The 16151-nt window shown below is 67.8% G+C and carries 11 protein-coding genes; 3 read left to right on the forward strand and 8 right to left on the reverse strand.

Features of this window, described 5'->3' with window-relative positions; genetic code table 11:
- Nucleotides 1-199 precede the first annotated feature (199 nt).
- Nucleotides 200-1966, reverse strand: coding sequence for a proteasome ATPase (gene arc / locus ACFYPC_RS23450; RefSeq protein WP_388679392.1), 1767 nt, complete (start codon nucleotides 1964-1966; stop codon nucleotides 200-202).
- A gap of 259 nt (nucleotides 1967-2225) precedes the next feature.
- On the opposite strand from arc, the gene ACFYPC_RS23455 reads away from it, so the two are divergent.
- Nucleotides 2226-2525 carry a ferredoxin gene (locus tag ACFYPC_RS23455; RefSeq protein ID WP_388679394.1) on the forward strand — a complete coding sequence of 100 codons (300 nt, stop codon included), beginning with the start codon at nucleotides 2226-2228 and terminating at the stop codon, nucleotides 2523-2525.
- 91 nt (nucleotides 2526-2616) lie between these two features.
- On the opposite strand, the gene ACFYPC_RS23460 is transcribed toward ACFYPC_RS23455, so the two are convergent.
- The 3 genes from ACFYPC_RS23460 to ACFYPC_RS23470 all read right to left on the reverse strand — a co-directional run bounded on the left by ACFYPC_RS23460 (nucleotide 2617) and on the right by ACFYPC_RS23470 (nucleotide 5983).
- Nucleotides 2617-3192: a hypothetical protein gene (locus ACFYPC_RS23460; RefSeq protein ID WP_388679397.1), complete on the reverse strand. Its 576-nt coding sequence runs from the start codon at nucleotides 3190-3192 to the stop codon at nucleotides 2617-2619.
- A 209-nt stretch (nucleotides 3193-3401) separates the two neighbouring features.
- Nucleotides 3402-4304, reverse strand: coding sequence for a tRNA (adenine-N1)-methyltransferase (locus ACFYPC_RS23465; RefSeq protein ID WP_388679400.1), 903 nt, complete (start codon nucleotides 4302-4304; stop codon nucleotides 3402-3404).
- 53 nt (nucleotides 4305-4357) lie between these two features.
- Complete coding sequence (locus tag ACFYPC_RS23470; protein ID WP_388679494.1) at nucleotides 4358-5983, reverse strand: site-2 protease family protein; 1626 nt, start codon at nucleotides 5981-5983, stop codon at nucleotides 4358-4360.
- 190 nt (nucleotides 5984-6173) lie between these two features.
- Here ACFYPC_RS23470 and ACFYPC_RS23475 point away from each other — a divergent pair, with 190 nt between their 5' ends.
- A complete protein-coding gene (locus tag ACFYPC_RS23475) occupies nucleotides 6174-7100 on the forward strand; it encodes a RecB family exonuclease (protein WP_388679403.1) in 927 nt (308 codons plus the stop codon).
- Nucleotides 7101-7114: 14 nt separating this feature from the next.
- Entirely contained in the window at nucleotides 7115-7786 is a 672-nt protein-coding gene (locus tag ACFYPC_RS23480) for a response regulator (RefSeq protein ID WP_388679406.1), read from the forward strand.
- A gap of 75 nt (nucleotides 7787-7861) precedes the next feature.
- Here ACFYPC_RS23480 and ACFYPC_RS23485 read toward each other — a convergent pair whose 3' ends face one another.
- From ACFYPC_RS23485 to metH, 4 genes are all read right to left on the reverse strand, one after another.
- Complete coding sequence (locus ACFYPC_RS23485) at nucleotides 7862-9445, reverse strand: ABC transporter substrate-binding protein (protein ID WP_388679409.1); 1584 nt, start codon at nucleotides 9443-9445, stop codon at nucleotides 7862-7864.
- A 73-nt stretch (nucleotides 9446-9518) separates the two neighbouring features.
- Nucleotides 9519-11123, reverse strand: a complete 1605-nt coding sequence (locus ACFYPC_RS23490) for an ABC transporter substrate-binding protein (protein ID WP_388679412.1) — start codon at nucleotides 11121-11123, stop codon at nucleotides 9519-9521.
- A 454-nt stretch (nucleotides 11124-11577) separates the two neighbouring features.
- Nucleotides 11578-12279 (reverse strand): HAD family hydrolase, encoded by a 702-nt coding sequence (locus tag ACFYPC_RS23495; RefSeq protein ID WP_388679414.1) that lies wholly within the window; start codon nucleotides 12277-12279, stop codon nucleotides 11578-11580.
- 98 nt (nucleotides 12280-12377) lie between these two features.
- Nucleotides 12378-15908 (reverse strand): methionine synthase, encoded by a 3531-nt coding sequence (metH, locus tag ACFYPC_RS23500; RefSeq protein WP_388679417.1) that lies wholly within the window; start codon nucleotides 15906-15908, stop codon nucleotides 12378-12380.
- Between the last annotated feature and the right edge of the window lie 243 nt (nucleotides 15909-16151).

A 16151-nucleotide genomic window follows, 5' to 3' on the forward strand; every position in this document is an offset into this window, starting at 1 on the left:
GGCGCTGCTCAAGTACCGCTGGTGCTCCGGCGCGTGTGCGGTGCCCGTCCCCGCACTTCGCGACTCGGCGGTACGAAAGAGCCTAGAACGCCTTTGCACTGGTGGGGAGATCATTTGCGTCATTGCCTCGCTCCAGCCGTGACCCGGAAAACAGTCGGCTGCGGGTACCCACGGAGGGCACCCGCAGCCGCCCTGTCTATTACAGGTACTGACCGGTGTTGGCCACCGTGTCGATGGAGCGACCGGTGTCCGCGCCCTGCTTTCCGGTGACCAGCGTACGGATGTACACGATCCGTTCGCCCTTCTTGCCGGAGATGCGGGCCCAGTCGTCCGGGTTGGTGGTGTTCGGCAGGTCTTCGTTCTCCTTGAACTCGTCCACGCATGCCTGGAGGAGGTGGGAGACCCGAATGCCCTTCTGGTTCTGGTCGAGGAAGGCCTTGATGGCCGCCTTCTTGGCGCGGCCGACGATGTTCTCGATCATGGCGCCGGAGTTGAAGTCCTTGAAGTACAGGACTTCCTTGTCACCGTTGGCGTAGGTGACCTCGAGGAAGCGGTTCTCCTCGGACTCGTCGTACATGTGCTCCACGGCGGTCTGGATCATGTTGGTGACCGTGGCCGCCCGGTCGCCGCCGTGCTCACCGAGGTCGTCGGAGTGCAGCGGAAGGCGCTCTGTGAGGTACTTCGCGAAGATGTCCTTCGCCGCTTCGGCGTCCGGGCGCTCGATCTTGATCTTCACATCGAGTCGTCCGGGGCGCAGGATCGCGGGGTCGATCATGTCCTCGCGGTTCGAGGCGCCGATCACGACCACGTTCTCCAGGCCCTCGACGCCGTCGATCTCGGCGAGCAGCTGGGGGACGATGGTGTTCTCCACGTCCGAGCTGACGCCTGATCCACGGGTGCGGAACAGGGACTCCATCTCGTCGAAGAAGACGATGACGGGAGTGCCTTCGCTGGCCTTCTCACGTGCACGCTGGAAGACCAGGCGGATCTGCCGCTCGGTCTCGCCGACGTACTTGTTCAGGAGCTCGGGGCCCTTGATGTTGAGGAAGAAGCTCTTGCCGGCGCCCTGACCGGTGACCTCCGCGACCTTCTTGGCCAGCGAATTGGCAACGGCCTTGGCGATGAGCGTCTTGCCGCATCCAGGAGGCCCGTACAGCAGGACGCCCTTGGGCGGCCGCAGTTCGTGCTCCTTGTACAGATCGGGGTGGAGGTACGGGAGCTCGACCGCGTCGCGGATCATCTCGATCTGGTTGCCCAGGCCGCCGATCTGCTCGTAGCCGATGTCCGGGACCTCTTCGAGGACGAGCTCCTCGACCTCACTCTTGGGAACGACTTCGTAGACATAGCCGGAACGGGGTTCGAGAAGCAGGGCGTCGCCGGGGCGGATGACGACGTCCAGGAGCGGCTCGGCGAGCCGTACCACCCGTTCCTCGTCGGTGTGCCCCTGCACGAGGGCTCGTTCGCCGTCCTCGAGGATCTCCTTGAGGGTGACGATCTCGCCGACGCTCTCGTACTCCATGGCCTCGACCACGTTGAGGGCTTCGTTCAGCATCACTTCCTGGCCGCGCCTGAGCTCTTCGAGCTCCACGCTGGGGCTGACGTTCACCCGGAGCTTGCGGCCCCCGGTGAAGATGTCCGCCGTGCCGTCCTCGTTGGCCACGAGGAAGACACCGAAGCCTGCCGGCGGCTGTGCGAGCCGGTCGACCTCCTCCTTGAGGGCCACGATCTGGTCGCGGGCCTCACGGAGCGTGTTGGCGAGCCGCTCATTCTGAGCGGACACGCCGGCCAGATTCGTCTGCAACTCGACGATCCGCTCTTCGAGAATCCTCGTGTGTCGCGGAGAGTCGGCGAGCTTGCGTCGCAGGACGGCGATCTCCTGCTCAAGGTAGGCAACCTGCCCGGCGGGGTCATCGGACCCTCTACCCGGGCGGATGCCGCGGTTCATGTCGTCGTCGTGGGCTGCCACGGTCCTCACCTCCTCCAAGGGGAGCTGGACGCTTCCAGACCCTACCTGGGTGGGTGTCGATTGAAACCCCTAGATCACAAAGACTGTCGGGGTGTGTCCGATCTTCACCCTTGCGCTCTCCCTCACGCCAGTGGAATACCCACCCAACATGATTGGGAAGCGGACGGAGGTAGGGTCGAAGTGTTCAACACCCGTCAGAGCTGGCCCGACTTGCAGGGATATCGGGTCACTGGGCGCAGGAAACGGCAGGAGAAAGACCGTGCAGCAGGAGGCCGGAGTCGGCGGCGAGGCGCTAGAGGTCTGGATCGACCAGGATCTCTGTACCGGAGACGGGATCTGCGCCCAGTACGCTCCCGAGGTCTTTGAACTGGACATCGACGGCCTGGCGTACGTCAAGGGCTCCGGCGACGAACTGCTGCAGGCCCCGGGCGCCACAACGCCCGTACCACTGCCGCTTCTGCGCGATGTGACGGACTCCGCGAAGGAGTGCCCGGGCGACTGTATCCACGTACGTCGGATTTCGGACAAGGTCGAGATTTACGGCCCTGACGCGGAGTGACCGCTACCGCACTCCGCGTCACTGATGTCTACTTGCTCACACCCTCCGCGGCGCGGAGGGTGTTTTCGTACGCCCGGACCGCGCAGGGCGATCACACACTCTGAGCCCCGGAGGGTGTCGAGCGGACGAACACCCCGTTCTTCCACTGCCACTTGACCAGCTCCTTCACGTCCGGGCAGCAACTCGGCACCTCGGACGACGAGTACCCGAGCAGGGTGGCGGTGACGGCGCCGTCACTCAGCGCGAAGTCGGTGACGCTCAGGCGGTCCTTGGGGTCGACCAGAGTGGCCACGACGCGGGGCTCGGACTCGTCCTTGGCCTGGGTGAGGACGTAGACACCGTTGGGCGGGGTGCCCGAGCCCGCGTCACAACGGACCACGGCCACCGTCTCGGGACGTCCGTCACCGTCGAGGTCTCCGGAGGCCTTCTTCTGGACGAGGACCTTTACGGGCCCGCACTCGATCGGGAAGTCCACGGCGGACGGGTCGGGGGCCGCGGCGGAGGCCTGAGCCGGCTTCGCATCGGGGCCGGACTGCGCCGCTGTGGCCGGGTCGGGCTGCAGTAGGGAGGAGAGCGCGACGACTCCGGCGACGGCGGTGGCCGTGGCGACCCACTGGATAGGGCTGGTGTTCGTGTGTGCCAGTTCCGGGACGGCGGATTGCTGCACTAGGAGTGTCTCCCGTGAGGGCTGTGCCGGTGGGGGTGTCCCGCATGGTGCCACACGTCACAGTGCGGCGGAACGGCGGGGTCCGCACTTCTGACGGACATTCGGCGGACCTTTGGCCGACCTTTGGCGGCACGCCAACAGGAGAGCGCTGTGGCCGAGTTCCCCGGTTGTGCCGGGAACTCGGCCACAGTTGTGGTGCGTTGGTTACGTCAGCGGCCCATGCCGCCGTCGGCGTTCGGACCGGTGTAGTCGTCGCCGTAGGCGCCCTTGGAGGGGCGGCGGCGCCGCATGGGCGGCTCGACGCCGTCCGCGAGGCGGCGGGCGGTGAGCAGGAAGCCGGTGTGGCCGATCATCCGGTGGTCCGGGCGGACGGCCAGGCCCTCGACGTGCCAGTTGCGGATCATCGACTCCCAGGAGGTCGGCTCGTTGAAGGAGCCGATCTCGCGGATGGACTCGACGGTCCGCGCGAGCTGGGTGGTGGTGGCGACGTAGCAGCAGAGGATGCCGCCGGGGACGAGTGCCTTGGAGACGGCCTCCAGGCACTCCCAGGGGGCCAGCATGTCGAGGATGACGCGGTCGACGTCGGTGTCCGACAGGTTGTCCTGGAGGTCGCCCACGGTGAGCTGCCAGGCGGGGTGCTTGTCGCCGAAGTAGCGCTCCACGTTCTGCTGGGCGATCTCGGCGAAGTCCTCGCGGCGCTCGTAGGAGTGCAGCATTCCCTGATCGCCGATGGCGCGCAGCAGGAAGGCACTGAGTGAGCCGGAGCCGACGCCCGCCTCCACGACGCGGGCGCCGGGGAAGATGTCGGCGAAGGCCAGGATCTGCCCCGCGTCCTTGGGGTAGACCACGGCGGCGCCGCGGGGCATGGAAAGGACGTAGTCGGGGAGCAGGGGGCGCAGCGCGAGATAGGCGACGTTCCCCGTGGTGCGGACAACGCTGCCCTCGGGAGCACCGATCAGCTCGTCGTGCGGGAAAGAACCCTTGTGGGTGTGGAAGTTCTTTCCGGCTTCGAGCGTGAACGTGTAGTGGCGGCCCTTGGGGTCGGTCAGCTGAACCTGGTCCCCGACCTTGAAGGGCCCGCGCCTGCGGGCGGCACCGGTCGGTTCGGACATGTGACCAGCCTACCGGTCCCGCAAGAGGCACCCGACCACTGCCCGGACCACCACTAGGCGGGCCGGGCCATGGCTTTCACGAAGGCGCGTTCCACGTCGGCGGCGGACAGGACGCCGTAGATCTCGCCGGAGTCCTCGACGACCAGGTACTCGGTGGCGGGGTTCGCGCGCAGGGTGTCCAGGAGGTCCTCGCCGGCAAGCTCGGCGGAGACGCGCATGCCGTCGGTGAGGTCCTGGGCGAGGCCGCTGACCGCGACCCAGGGGCGGCGGTGCTCGGGTACGCCGACGATGGCGGCCTCACGGACCAGGGAGAGCGGCCTGCCGTCGGCATCGACCACGACCAGGGCGCGGGCGCCGGCGTCGTTGGCGCGGCGCAGCGCTTCCGAGAGCGGGGTGCTGGTCTCGACCGGGACCGCGCGCCGGGTGAGCGCGCGGGCGCGCAGCTCCGGAAGGTGTTCGCGCAGGCGGGCCATCCGCAGGCTGTTGCCGGCGCCGGTCCAGATGATCGCGGCGAGGATGGCGGCGAGCAGGGCGTCCGTGACGGTGTCCATGCCGCCCATGTCGTCGGAGGACTCGCCGAGCGCTCCGGACTGGGTGAGCAGCGGCAGCCCGATGAGTACCGAGACGGCGAGGGCACGGCCCACCCAGGCGGCGGCGATCGTGCCGCTCATCGGCCTGCCGGTGATCTTCCAGACGACCGCGCGGAGCATCCGGCCGCCGTCGAGGGGCAGCCCGGGCAGCAGGTTGAAGGCTGCCACGATGAGGTTGGAGATCATCAGGCCACCCAGCAGGACACCTGGCACGGTGCCCGGATCCACGGTCTGCATGGCGAGGTAGAAGATGCCCGAGAGGACGAGGGAGAGCAGCGGCCCGACGAAGGCCAGTACGAACTCGCGGCCCGGGGTCTCGGACTCCTTCTCGATCTCCGAGACCCCGCCGAAGAACTGCAGCTGGATCCGGCGCACGGGCAGCCCGAAGCGCAGGGCGGCGACCGTGTGGGCCAGTTCGTGGACGAGCACGGAGGCGTAGAAGGCGACCGCGAAGAAGAGGGATACCAGGTAGCGCAGGCCGCCGAGTTCGGGCAGCACGCGGTCGAGCTGGCCGCCGAACACCCAGGTGATCAGGGCGGCGACGAGGAACCAGCTGGGAGCGACGTACACGGGGACGCCGAAGGGGCGGCCCATGAGCAGCCCGCCGCCGGGTCCCTTCTCGCGGCGCGGCGGCCGTCCCTTGCCGGAGCCGGACGTGGCGCGCGTCCTGGCGGAGTCCTCGGTCCCGGGTTCACCCTGCGCACCGGTGTGCGGACTGACGCCGTCCAGGGGGCCGGGGTGGGCTTGGGGATCGTCGGTGGGACGGTGGGCGGGCGCAGGTTCGTCCGAGACGCGGGAGGTGGCCGAGGGCTCGTCCGATGAACGGGGCTCGGACGGAGACTCGTCCGAAAGACGCGAAGCCGACGAAGGCTCGTTCGAGGTGTCCATGGCGGGCTCGGTCTCCGCCGCGGGCCGACGCGCCTCGGTGTCGCCGACCGGCTCCGAAGGTGTGGCGGAGTTCTCCGGCCTCTCCCGTTCTGGGCGCGTGGCGTCCGCGGCGGGGCCCTCGGAGGCCTGGGGCCCCTCGTGGCGCTCGGCCGCTTCGTCGGTACCGGAGCGCGGCTTTCCGCTCCCGCCGCTCTCGTCCACGATGTCCCCTCGTTCGAAGCGTCCTCCACTCCCGATCATGCGGAGCAGGGTCTGTGGTCGATGGTATGCGGCCGTCGCGGCACGTTCCGCCCCGGCACCCCCTCTGTTTTCCACGGCGTTGCAGGAGCCACGACCACCGGACCCTGAGTATCAGCATCGATGTCAGTGGTGAGCCGTAAGGTCTGTCGTCATGGAAACCAGCACCGAGGGCGTGGCCGAGAGCGGCATCGCGGACGCACCCGCCGAAGCCGTGGCGACGGTGGCGGCCCTGCCACCCACGTCCCTGTCGCCGTCGCGCGCCGGCGACTTCATGCAGTGTCCGCTGCTCTATCGGTTCCGGGTGATCGACAAGCTCCCCGAGAAGCCGAGCGAGGCGGCCACACGCGGCACGCTGGTGCACGCGGTGCTGGAGCGGCTCTTCGACGTACCAGCGACGGAGCGTACGGCGCCGCGTGCGAAGTCCTTGATCCCCGGCCAGTGGGACCGGCTGCGCGAGACGCGGCCGGAGGTCGTGGAGCTGTTCGCCGACGACCCCGAGGGCGAGCGGCTGGCGCGCTGGCTCACCGAGGCCGAGCAGCTGGTGGAGCGCTGGTTCACGCTGGAGGACCCGACCCGGCTGGAGCCCGCCGAGCGGGAGCTGTTCGTCGAGGCCCAACTCGACTCAGGGCTCAAGCTGCGCGGGATCATCGACCGCGTCGACGTGGCGCCGACGGGCGAGGTGCGGATCGTCGACTACAAGACGGGCAAGGCCCCAAGGCCCGAGTACGCCGAGAGTGCCCTGTTCCAGATGAAGTTCTACGCCCTGGTGGTGTGGCGGCTGAAGCAGGTGGTCCCGCGCCGGCTCCAGCTCGTCTATCTCGGCAGCGGCGACGTACTGACGTACGACCCGGTGATCGCGGACCTGGAGCGCGTCGAGCGCAAACTGCACGCGCTGTGGGAGGCGATCCGGGAGGCCACCGAGTCGGGTGACTGGCGGCCCCGGCCCACCAAGCTCTGCGGGTGGTGCGACCACCAGGCGGTGTGTCCGGAATTCGGCGGTACTCCCCCGCCGTACCCGCTGCCCGTCAGGGCGCCGGAGTCCGGTGACGCCCAGCAGGGCAGAATGGGGCCGGACTAGCGAAGGAGACTCACGTGGCCATCCGCGTCCTACTGGTCGACGACCAGCCGTTGCTGCGCACCGGCTTCCGGATGATCCTGGAAGCGGAGCAGGACCTGGCAGTCGTCGGCGAGGCCGGTGACGGTCTCCAGGCACTCGACCAAGTCCGTGCCCTGCAGCCCGATGTGGTTCTGATGGATATCCGTATGCCCAGGATGGACGGCGTCGAGGCGACCCGGCAGATCACCGGCCCCGGCCGGGACGGTCCGGCGAAGGTGCTGGTGCTGACGACCTTCGACCTCGACGAGTACGTGGTGGAGGCGTTGCGGGCGGGCGCCAGCGGCTTTCTGCTCAAGGACGCGCCGGCCAACGAGCTGGTGCAGGCGATCCGGGTGGTGGCCTCGGGCGAGGCGATGCTCGCGCCGAGCATCACGCGCCGCCTGCTCGACAAGTACGCGAGCCATCTGCCGTCCGGCGACGACCCAATGCCGGACACCCTGCACACACTGACCGACCGCGAGGTCGAGGTGCTGAAGCTGGTGGCCCGTGGGCTGTCCAACGCCGAGATCGCGGCCGACCTGTTCGTGAGCGAGACCACGGTCAAGACGCATGTGGGGCACGTCCTGACCAAGCTGGGCCTGCGCGACCGGGTGCAGGCCGCGGTGTACGCGTACGAGAGCGGGCTGGTGCGCCCCGGCGCTCAGTAGCCCGCACGCACAGCGCAGAGGGCGGTCCCTTCCTCCGGGAGGAAGGGACCGCCCTCTGCGTACACCGTGCCGGGGTCAGTCCTTGCTGATCTCCCAGAAGCGGAAGACGGTCGAAGCGTCGAGGCAGTACTCCAGGCCGTAGACGTTGTCGCGGATGACCGCGTACTGCTTTGCCTGCCAGAGCGGGATGAGCGGCAGTTCGTCGGCCACGATGTCCTGGAGCTTGCCGTAGTCGGCCTCGGTGGAGCCGCGGTTGCTCTCGGCGGCCGTCTCCGGGATGAGCTGTCCGGTGATCGTGCTGTTGCTGTAGTTGTTGCCCAGCACGTTGCCCTCGCCGAAGAAGGGGGCTGTGAAGTTGTCCGGGTCCGGGTAGTCGGGCACCCAGCCCTTCACGTACACGCCGTACTTGCCGTTGGCGATGTCCTTCTCGTACTGGTCGAAGGCGACGGACTTGACGGTCGCGTCGAAGAGACCGCTGGCGTTGAGCTGCTTGGCGATCGTCCTGAACTCCTCGTCCGTGGAGGGTCCGTAGCGCGACGGCGTCGACCAGAGGGTCAGTTTCACCTTGTCGGTGATCCCGTCGGCGCGCAGCGCGGCCTCGGCCTCGGACGGGGAGGGGCTGGCGCCGTAGGTGTCGAAGAAGGCCGTGTTGTGGCCCACGATGCCGGCCGGGATGATCGAGTAGAGCGGTGTCGCCGTGTCCTGGTAGACCTCGTCGACCAGGGCCTGCCGGTCGAGCAGATAGGCGATGGCCTTGCGCACCGAGAGCTTGCCCGCCACCGGGTCGTTCATGTTGAAGACCAGGTGCTGCACCTCGGCGCTGGTCCCCTCCACGACGTTGACGCCCGTGCCGGTGGAGGTTTCGTTCTCGATGTCCGCGATGTCGTCGGCGGCGAGGCCTCGGTAGGCGATGTCGATCTCGTTGTTCTCCAGGGCCTTCTTCAGGGCGGTCCGGTCGCCGTGGAAGAACTTCAGCGTCACACCGGAGTTCTTGACCTGGGCGGTGCCCCGGTAGCTGTTGTTGACGGAGAAGACGGCCTTGTCCTTGCTGAACGAGTCCAGCTTGTACGGTCCCGAGCCGACCGCCTTGTTGTCGGTACGCAGTCCGTTCTCGGCGTACTGCTTGTGGTCCACGATCGAGCCGGCGCCGGAGGCGATCTTGCTGGGGAAGGTGGCGTCGGCGTACTTGAGCTTGAAGACGACGGTCTCGGCGTCGGGTGTCTCCACCTTGTCGAGCATGGGGAACATGATCGCGGGACCGGCGTCGTCGTTGATCTTCAGCATGCGGTCGAAGGAGAACTTGACGTCCTCGGCGGTGAGCGCGTCACCGTTGCTGAACTTCAGCCCGCTCTGCAAAGTACACGAGTAAACCGTTGTGGTGGTGTCCGTGAACGAGCACTCCTTGGCGGCCTCCGGCTCAGGCTCCGTACCGCCCTTGGGGAAGCTCAGCAACGACTGGAAGACGTTGTTGAACAACAGCCAGGAGCCCGGGTCGTAGCCGGACGCCGGGTCGGTGGCGAGGACGTCGTCGGACATCCCCATCACGATGGAGGATCCGGTGCCCCCCGAGCCGCCGGACTGCGAACCGCAGCCGGTGAGGAGGCCGACGGCCAGCCCGGCCGTGACGGACAGAACTGGCCACTGGTTGCGGAGATTCACGTGTTGTGCCTTGTCGTTGGTTCTCGGGGATGGCCGGATCTCGCCGGTGTGGGGCCCGGCGAGGGCAGGTCCGTCAGCCGCTCACCCCGCGACCGAGCTCCCACAGCTGCAGGGTCGAGGAGGAGTTGAGCGCCCACTCGGCGCCGGTGATGTCGTCCCGCGCCGCGATGTACTGCTTGCCCTGCCACAGCGGCAGCACGGGTACGTCGTCGGCCACGATGTCCTGGATCTCGGTGATGCTCTTCGAGGCGGTGAGACGGTCGGCCTCGCGGCGGGACTCCGGGATCAGGGTGTCGATGATCGTGCTGTTCGAGTAGGGCGACTTGAGGAAGTTGTCCTTGTCGAGGAACGGCGCTATGTAGTTGTCGGCGTCCGGGAAGTCAGGGAACCATCCCATGCCGAAGACCTCGTACTGGCCGTCGCGCTCGGCCGGGACGAAGGTGTCCCAGGGCGAGCCCTTGATGTCGACGTCGAACAGGCCACTGGCGTTGAGCTGCTGCTTGAGCTGCTCGAACTCGTCCGCGGTGACCGAGCCGTAGTGGTCGGTCGTGTAGTTCAGGGTGAGCTTCACCGGCGTGGTGATGTCGGCCTGCTCCAGCAGCGTCTTGGCCTTGCTCACGCTCGGCTCGCCGTACTTGTTGAAGAACGAGTTGGAGTGGCCGGTGATGGTGGCCGGGACCAGCGAGTAGAGCGGGTCGGCCGAGGTGCCGTAGACCTTGGAGACGAGCTCGCCACGGTTGATGACCTGGGCCATGGCCTGGCGGACCGCCGCGGACTTCACGGACGGGTCGTCGGTGTTGAAGGCCAGGTAGCGGATCTCAAGACCGGGCATCTCGATCAGGTCGATGTTGCTGTCCGTGGCGCTGCCGAGCTTCTTGATCTGCTCCGGCGTCATCGAACGGGTCATCAGGTCGATGTCGCCACTGTTGAGCGAGTCGCCCATCGCGTCGGCGTCCGCGAAGGAACGCATCTCGACCTGGCTGTTCTTGATCGTCAGAACACCCTTGTAGTTGGGGTTCTTGGTGAAGACGGCGTTGACGAGCTCGTCGTCCTTCACCTCGGCCTTGAACGTGTACGGGCCGGAGCCGTCGATGCTGAAGCCGTCGCGCAGCTTGCCCTTGTCGTAGTCGTCGGGGTTGACGATGCCGGCGACCGGGGTCGACAGCTTGAAGGGGAAGGTGGCGTCCGCGGTCTTGAGGTGGAAGATCACCTCGCTGTCGCCCTGGGTCTCGACGGTGTCGACGGTGGACAGCAGCGCGAAGACACCACTGTCGGCCTGGAGCGACAGGGCGCGGTCGATCGAGAACTTGACGTCCTCCGCGGTGACGGGGTCGCCGTTCGCGAATGTCAGGTCCTTGCGCAGTGTGCAGGCGTAGCGCTCGTTGCCCGTGTCGGTGAAGCCGCACTCCTCGGCGGCTTCGGGCTGGGGTTCGCCGTCACCGCGCGGGATGATCATCAGGGTCTGTACGGTCTGGCGGAGGATGTTCCAGCTGCCGACGTCGTACGCGTACGCCGGGTCGAGGGGAGCCGGGGCGTCCTTCGATGCGATGAACCGGTCGGTGGTGCCGACAATGATCGGGTCACCACTGCCGCTCCCGCCGTTGGCCCCCCCACACGCGGCGAGCACCGGGGCGAGCAGGCCGATCACGGCCGGCAGCACCAAAGTCTTGCGGTTCATGCTCGAGTTTCTCCAGAGCTGTTGATTCCGCGAGCCCGGCATGCAGGGGTGGTGCTGCGGGTCACGGAGATACGGCGATGTTCTCGCGACGACATTAGTCCGCACCGCCACCGCGGCCCCCAGGGACCGGAGTTGAGTTCCCATCACGCTGTGATACGGGTCGTGGACACACCGACAACCCGAGAGCGGAAGGATTCGTGCAGCGATTCACCAATCGGGACACAAGGTCACGTCAGCCGTCCCCGCAAGGGAGTTCGCGACATATGCCAGGCCCGATGTCGACCCCTGGTCAAGTGGCGAACCTCACACTCGCGACTCCGCCGGGAAGTACCGGAATTCAGCCATCCCGGCCTCTTTCCAATTCCCTGGAGGGATTCGCCGCGGATTCGGCGCGGATCCACCGGCGGGCTCTCCGGCCCAATCGCGTATTCAGTTCCGCACGCTGGGTGAACGCCTACCGGATTTCCGTCATCAGGCCGCGGAGAAAAGGCAGGTCGACCTCTTCCAGAGAGGCCACGATGGTACGTCGGGCAGCCGGCGCGATGGGGACCAGCGAGGGAACCGCGATCACCTGGCAGCCGGCCGCCTCGGCGGCGGCGACCCCCGTCGCGGTGTCCTCGATGACAGCGCAGCGGGCCGGTGCGGCGCCGAGTCCCGCGGCCGCAAGCAGATACGGGTCGGGGAACGGCTTGGTCCGCTCCACCTCGTCGCCCGCGACGGTGAGCGCGAAGTACTGGGGGCCGATGGAGTTCAGGATGCGGTCGATGATCCGCCGGTGCGAGGCGGATACCAGGGCGGTGGGGATCTCGTGCGCCGCCAGTTCCGCGAGCAGTCTGGCCGCCCCCGGCATCAGCGGCAGCGAGTGGCCGATGCGGGCCTCGAACCCGTCGTTCAGCAGCACCGTCAGCTCGGCGAGGGTGATGTCGGCTCCGGTGGCCTCGATGAGGAATCCGGCGCTGCGGGTCATCGGGCCGCCGATCACCACATGGCGCCAGGAGTCGTCGAGCACATGGCCGAGGGACGCGAAGACCTCTGCCTCGACATCCCACCAGAAGCCCTCGGTGTCCACCAGAGTGCCGTCCATGTCGAGGAGCACGGCTTCCAGGGCAGAGCCTTCGGCCGTACGGGTTCCGAGCGCGGGGACCGTACTGGTCATCCTGGCGCACCTCCTTGAGGGACAACCAGGCCGGTCGCCCCTCTTTGGCAAGGGGGCAACCGGCCTGCGGTGGACCGACCAGTGTACGTCGTGTCCGATCAGCGTGCGTTGAAGTACTTCGCCTCCGGGTGGTGGATCACGATCGCGTCGGTGGACTGCTCGGGGTGGAGCTGGAACTCCTCGGAGAGCACGACGCCGATTCGCTCCGGTTCGAGCAGCTGAGCGATCTTGGCACGGTCCTCCAGATTGGGGCAGGCCCCGTAGCCGAGGGAGAAGCGGGCGCCCCGGTACTTCAGGGCGAACATGTCCTCCATCTCGTTCGGGTCCTCGCCGGAGAAACCGAGCTCGGAGCGCACCCGCGCGTGCCAGTACTCGGCGAGGGCTTCGGCCAACTGGACGGAGAGGCCGTGCAGTTCGAGGTAGTCACGGTAGGAGTTGGACTCGAAGAGCTTGGCGGTCTCCGCACCGATCCGCGAGCCCATGGTGACGACCTGAAGGCCGACGACATCGGTCTCGCCGGACTCCTCCGGGCGGAAGAAGTCGGCCAGGCACAGCCGGCGGCCACGGCGCTGGCGCGGGAAGGTGAAGCGGGTGCGCTCATTGCCCTGCTCGTCCAGGATGATCAGGTCGTCGTCCTTGGAGACGCACGGGAAGTAGCCGTAGACGACGGCCGCTTCCAGCAGGTTGTCGGTCTGCAGCTTGTCCAGCAGGCCGCGCAACCGGGGCCTGCCCTCGGTTTCGACCAGTTCCTCGTACGTCGGCCCGTCGCCCGCGCGTGCCTGCTTCAGGCCCCACTGGCCCTTGAACAGCGCGCCCTCGTCGAGCCAGGAGGCGTACTCCTTGAGCTGGATGCCCTTGATGACGCGGGTGCCCGTGAAGGGCGGGGTGGGCACAGGGTTGTCGACGGCGACGTCGGAACGCACATGCCCCTCCTCGGGGCGCTCCTCGACCTCGGTGACGGCGGCCGCGGGCCGCACCCGGCGCTGCTTCAGCTCGGGCAGCACGGCTCCGGGGACCCCGCGCTTCACCCCGATCAGCGCGTCCATCAGGCGCAGGCCTTCGAAGGCGTCGCGGGCGTAGCGGACCTCACCCTGGTAGATCTCGTACAGGTCCTGCTCGACGTACGCCCTGGTCAGTGCCGCGCCGCCGAGGATCACCGGGAACTCGGCGGCCAGCCCGCGCTGGTTGAGCTCCTCCAGGTTCTCCTTCATGATCACCGTGGACTTGACCAGCAGGCCGGACATTCCGATGACGTCGGCGCGGTGCTCCTCGGCGGCGTCCAGGATCGCCGAGACGGGCTGCTTGATGCCGAGGTTGACGACGGTGTAGCCGTTGTTGGACAGGATGATGTCGACGAGGTTCTTGCCGATGTCGTGGACGTCGCCGCGGACCGTGGCCAGCACGATGGTGCCCTTGCCCTCCGCGTCCGACTTCTCCATGTGCGGCTCCAGGTAGGCCACCGCGGTCTTCATGACCTCGGCGGACTGGAGCACGAACGGCAGCTGCATCTGGCCCGAGCCGAACAGCTCACCGACCACCTTCATGCCGTCCAGGAGCGTCTCGTTGACGATGTCGAGGGCGGGGCGGAGCTCCAGGGCGTCGGCCAGATCCTGTTCGAGGCCGTTCTTCTCGCCGTCGATGATGCGCCGCTTGAGCCGCTCGTTCAGCGGCAGCGCGGCCAGTTCCTCGGCCCTGCCCGCCTTCAGCGACTTGGTGGTGGCGCCCTCGAACAGCGCCATCAGCTTCTGCAGGGGGTCGTAACCCTCTGCGCGACGGTCGTAGATCAGGTCCATGGCCGTCTGGACCTGCTCCTCGTCGAAGCGCGCGATCGGCAGGATCTTCGACGCGTGGACGATCGCCGAGTCCAGGCCCGCTTTGACGCACTCGTCGAGGAAGACCGAGTTGAGCAGGACGCGGGCGGCCGGGTTGAGGCCGAAGGAGATGTTGGACAGGCCGAGGGTGGTCTGTACGTCCGGGTGGCGGCGCTTGAGTTCGCGGATGGCCTCGATGGTGGCGATGCCGTCCTTGCGGGACTCCTCCTGGCCGGTGCAGATGGTGAAGGTCAGGGTGTCGATGAGGATGTCCGACTCGTGGACGCCCCAGTTGGTCGTCAGGTCCTCGATCAGCCGCTGGGCGATGGCGACCTTGTGCTCGACGGTGCGGGCCTGGCCCTCCTCGTCGATGGTCAGCGCGATCAGTGCGGCACCGTGCTCGCGGGCGAGCCCGGTGACCTTCGCGAAGCGGGACTCGGGACCGTCGCCGTCCTCGTAGTTCACCGAGTTGATGACCGCCCGGCCGCCCAGCTTCTCCAGGCCCGCGCGGAGCACGTCGACCTCGGTGGAGTCCAGCACGATCGGCAGCGTGGAGGCGGTGGCGAAACGGCCGGCCAGCTCCTTCATGTCGGCGACACCGTCACGCCCGACGTAGTCGACGCAGAGGTCGAGCATGTGCGCGCCCTCACGGATCTGGTCGCGGGCCATCTCCACACAGTCGTCCCAGCGGGCCTCCAGCATCGCCTCACGGAACTTCTTCGACCCGTTGGCGTTCGTCCGCTCGCCGATCGCCATGTAGGCGGTGTCCTGCCGGAACGGCACCGTCTGGTAGAGGGAGGCGGCACCCGGCTCCGGGCGCGGGTCGCGGGCCCCCGGCGTCATGTCGCGCACGCGCTCCACGACCTGGCGCAGGTGCTCGGGCGTCGAACCGCAGCAGCCGCCGACCAGTTGGAGGCCGTAGTCGCGTACGAAGTTCTCCTGCGCGTCGGCCATCTCGGGAGCGGTCAGCGGGAAGTAGGCGCCGTCCTTGGTCAGTACGGGCAGACCGGCGTTCGGCATGCACATCAGGGGTGTACGCGAGTGGCGGGCCAGATAGCGCAGGTGCTCGCTCATCTCGGCCGGGCCCGTGGAGCAGTTCAGCCCGATCAGGTCGATACCGAGCGGCTCCAGCGCGGTGAGCGCCGCGCCGATCTCCGAGCCGAGCAGCATGACGCCCGTGGTCTCGAAGGCGAGCGAACAGATCAGCGGCACTTCCAGCCCGAGGGCGTCCATCGCGCGGCGTGCGCCGACCAGGCTGGACTTGGTCTGGAGCAGGTCCTGCGTGGTCTCCACGATCAGGGCGTCCGCGCCGCCGGCGAGCAGGCCCTCGGCGTTCTGCTGGTAGCCGTCGCGCAGGACGTCGTACGGAATGTGGCCGAGCGACGGCAGCTTGGTGCCCGGACCGATCGAACCCAGCACCCAGCGCTGACGGCCGTCCTTGGCGCCGAACTCGTCGGCGACCTCGCGGGCGATCCGGGCGCCCGACTCGGACAGTTCGAAGATGCGGTCGGCGATCTCGTACTCGGTCGCCGCCGAGTGGTTGGCGCCGAAGGTGTTGGTCTCCACGCAGTCGACGCCCACGGAGAAGTACTCCTCGTGGACGGACCGGACGATGTCGGGGCGGGTGAGGTTCAGGATTTCGTTGCAGCCCTCGAGCTGCTGGAAGTCCTCCAGCGTCGGGTCCTGCGCCTGAAGCATCGTGCCCATCGCACCGTCGGCCACCACGACGCGGGTGGCGAGGGCCCGGCGGAGCGCTTCGGCACGCGCCCGGCTCTCAGCAAGCTCGGACGAAAGGGACGGGTTCGGCAACGAGGCCATGAAGATGCTCCCTGGAGTGCGACGGCTGTCGGCTTTGCGCTTCCCATGGAACGCGCACCCGCCCAGGTTAGCCCGGAGCGCGGCCATAGGGTCGGGGCGTCCATGGGACGGACGGGCGTGGCGCATGCGTCGGCGTGGCCGGACGGACGAAATTCGTGGCGGCCACCCATTAGCGGGAGGTCGGCAAGGACCGGTAGTGTTCGACATTGCCGAACGGCGGCAGTGAACCGTCCGCCGTCGGCC

It is taken from the genome of Streptomyces sp. NPDC005808 (genome assembly GCF_042871385.1).
Classification (GTDB): Bacteria; Actinomycetota; Actinomycetes; order Streptomycetales; family Streptomycetaceae; genus Streptomyces.

Coding starts and splice junctions, on each gene's coding strand:
- ACFYPC_RS23465 (WP_388679400.1), bottom strand. CDS start 4,304: ATGTCCGAACCGACCGGTGCCGCCCGCAGGCGCGGGCCCTTCAAGGTC.
- ACFYPC_RS23475 (WP_388679403.1), top strand. CDS start 6,174: ATGGAAACCAGCACCGAGGGCGTGGCCGAGAGCGGCATCGCGGACGCA.
- ACFYPC_RS23490 (WP_388679412.1), bottom strand. CDS start 11,123: ATGAACCGCAAGACTTTGGTGCTGCCGGCCGTGATCGGCCTGCTCGCC.
- ACFYPC_RS23495 (WP_388679414.1), bottom strand. CDS start 12,279: ATGACCAGTACGGTCCCCGCGCTCGGAACCCGTACGGCCGAAGGCTCT.
- metH (WP_388679417.1), bottom strand. CDS start 15,908: ATGGCCTCGTTGCCGAACCCGTCCCTTTCGTCCGAGCTTGCTGAGAGC.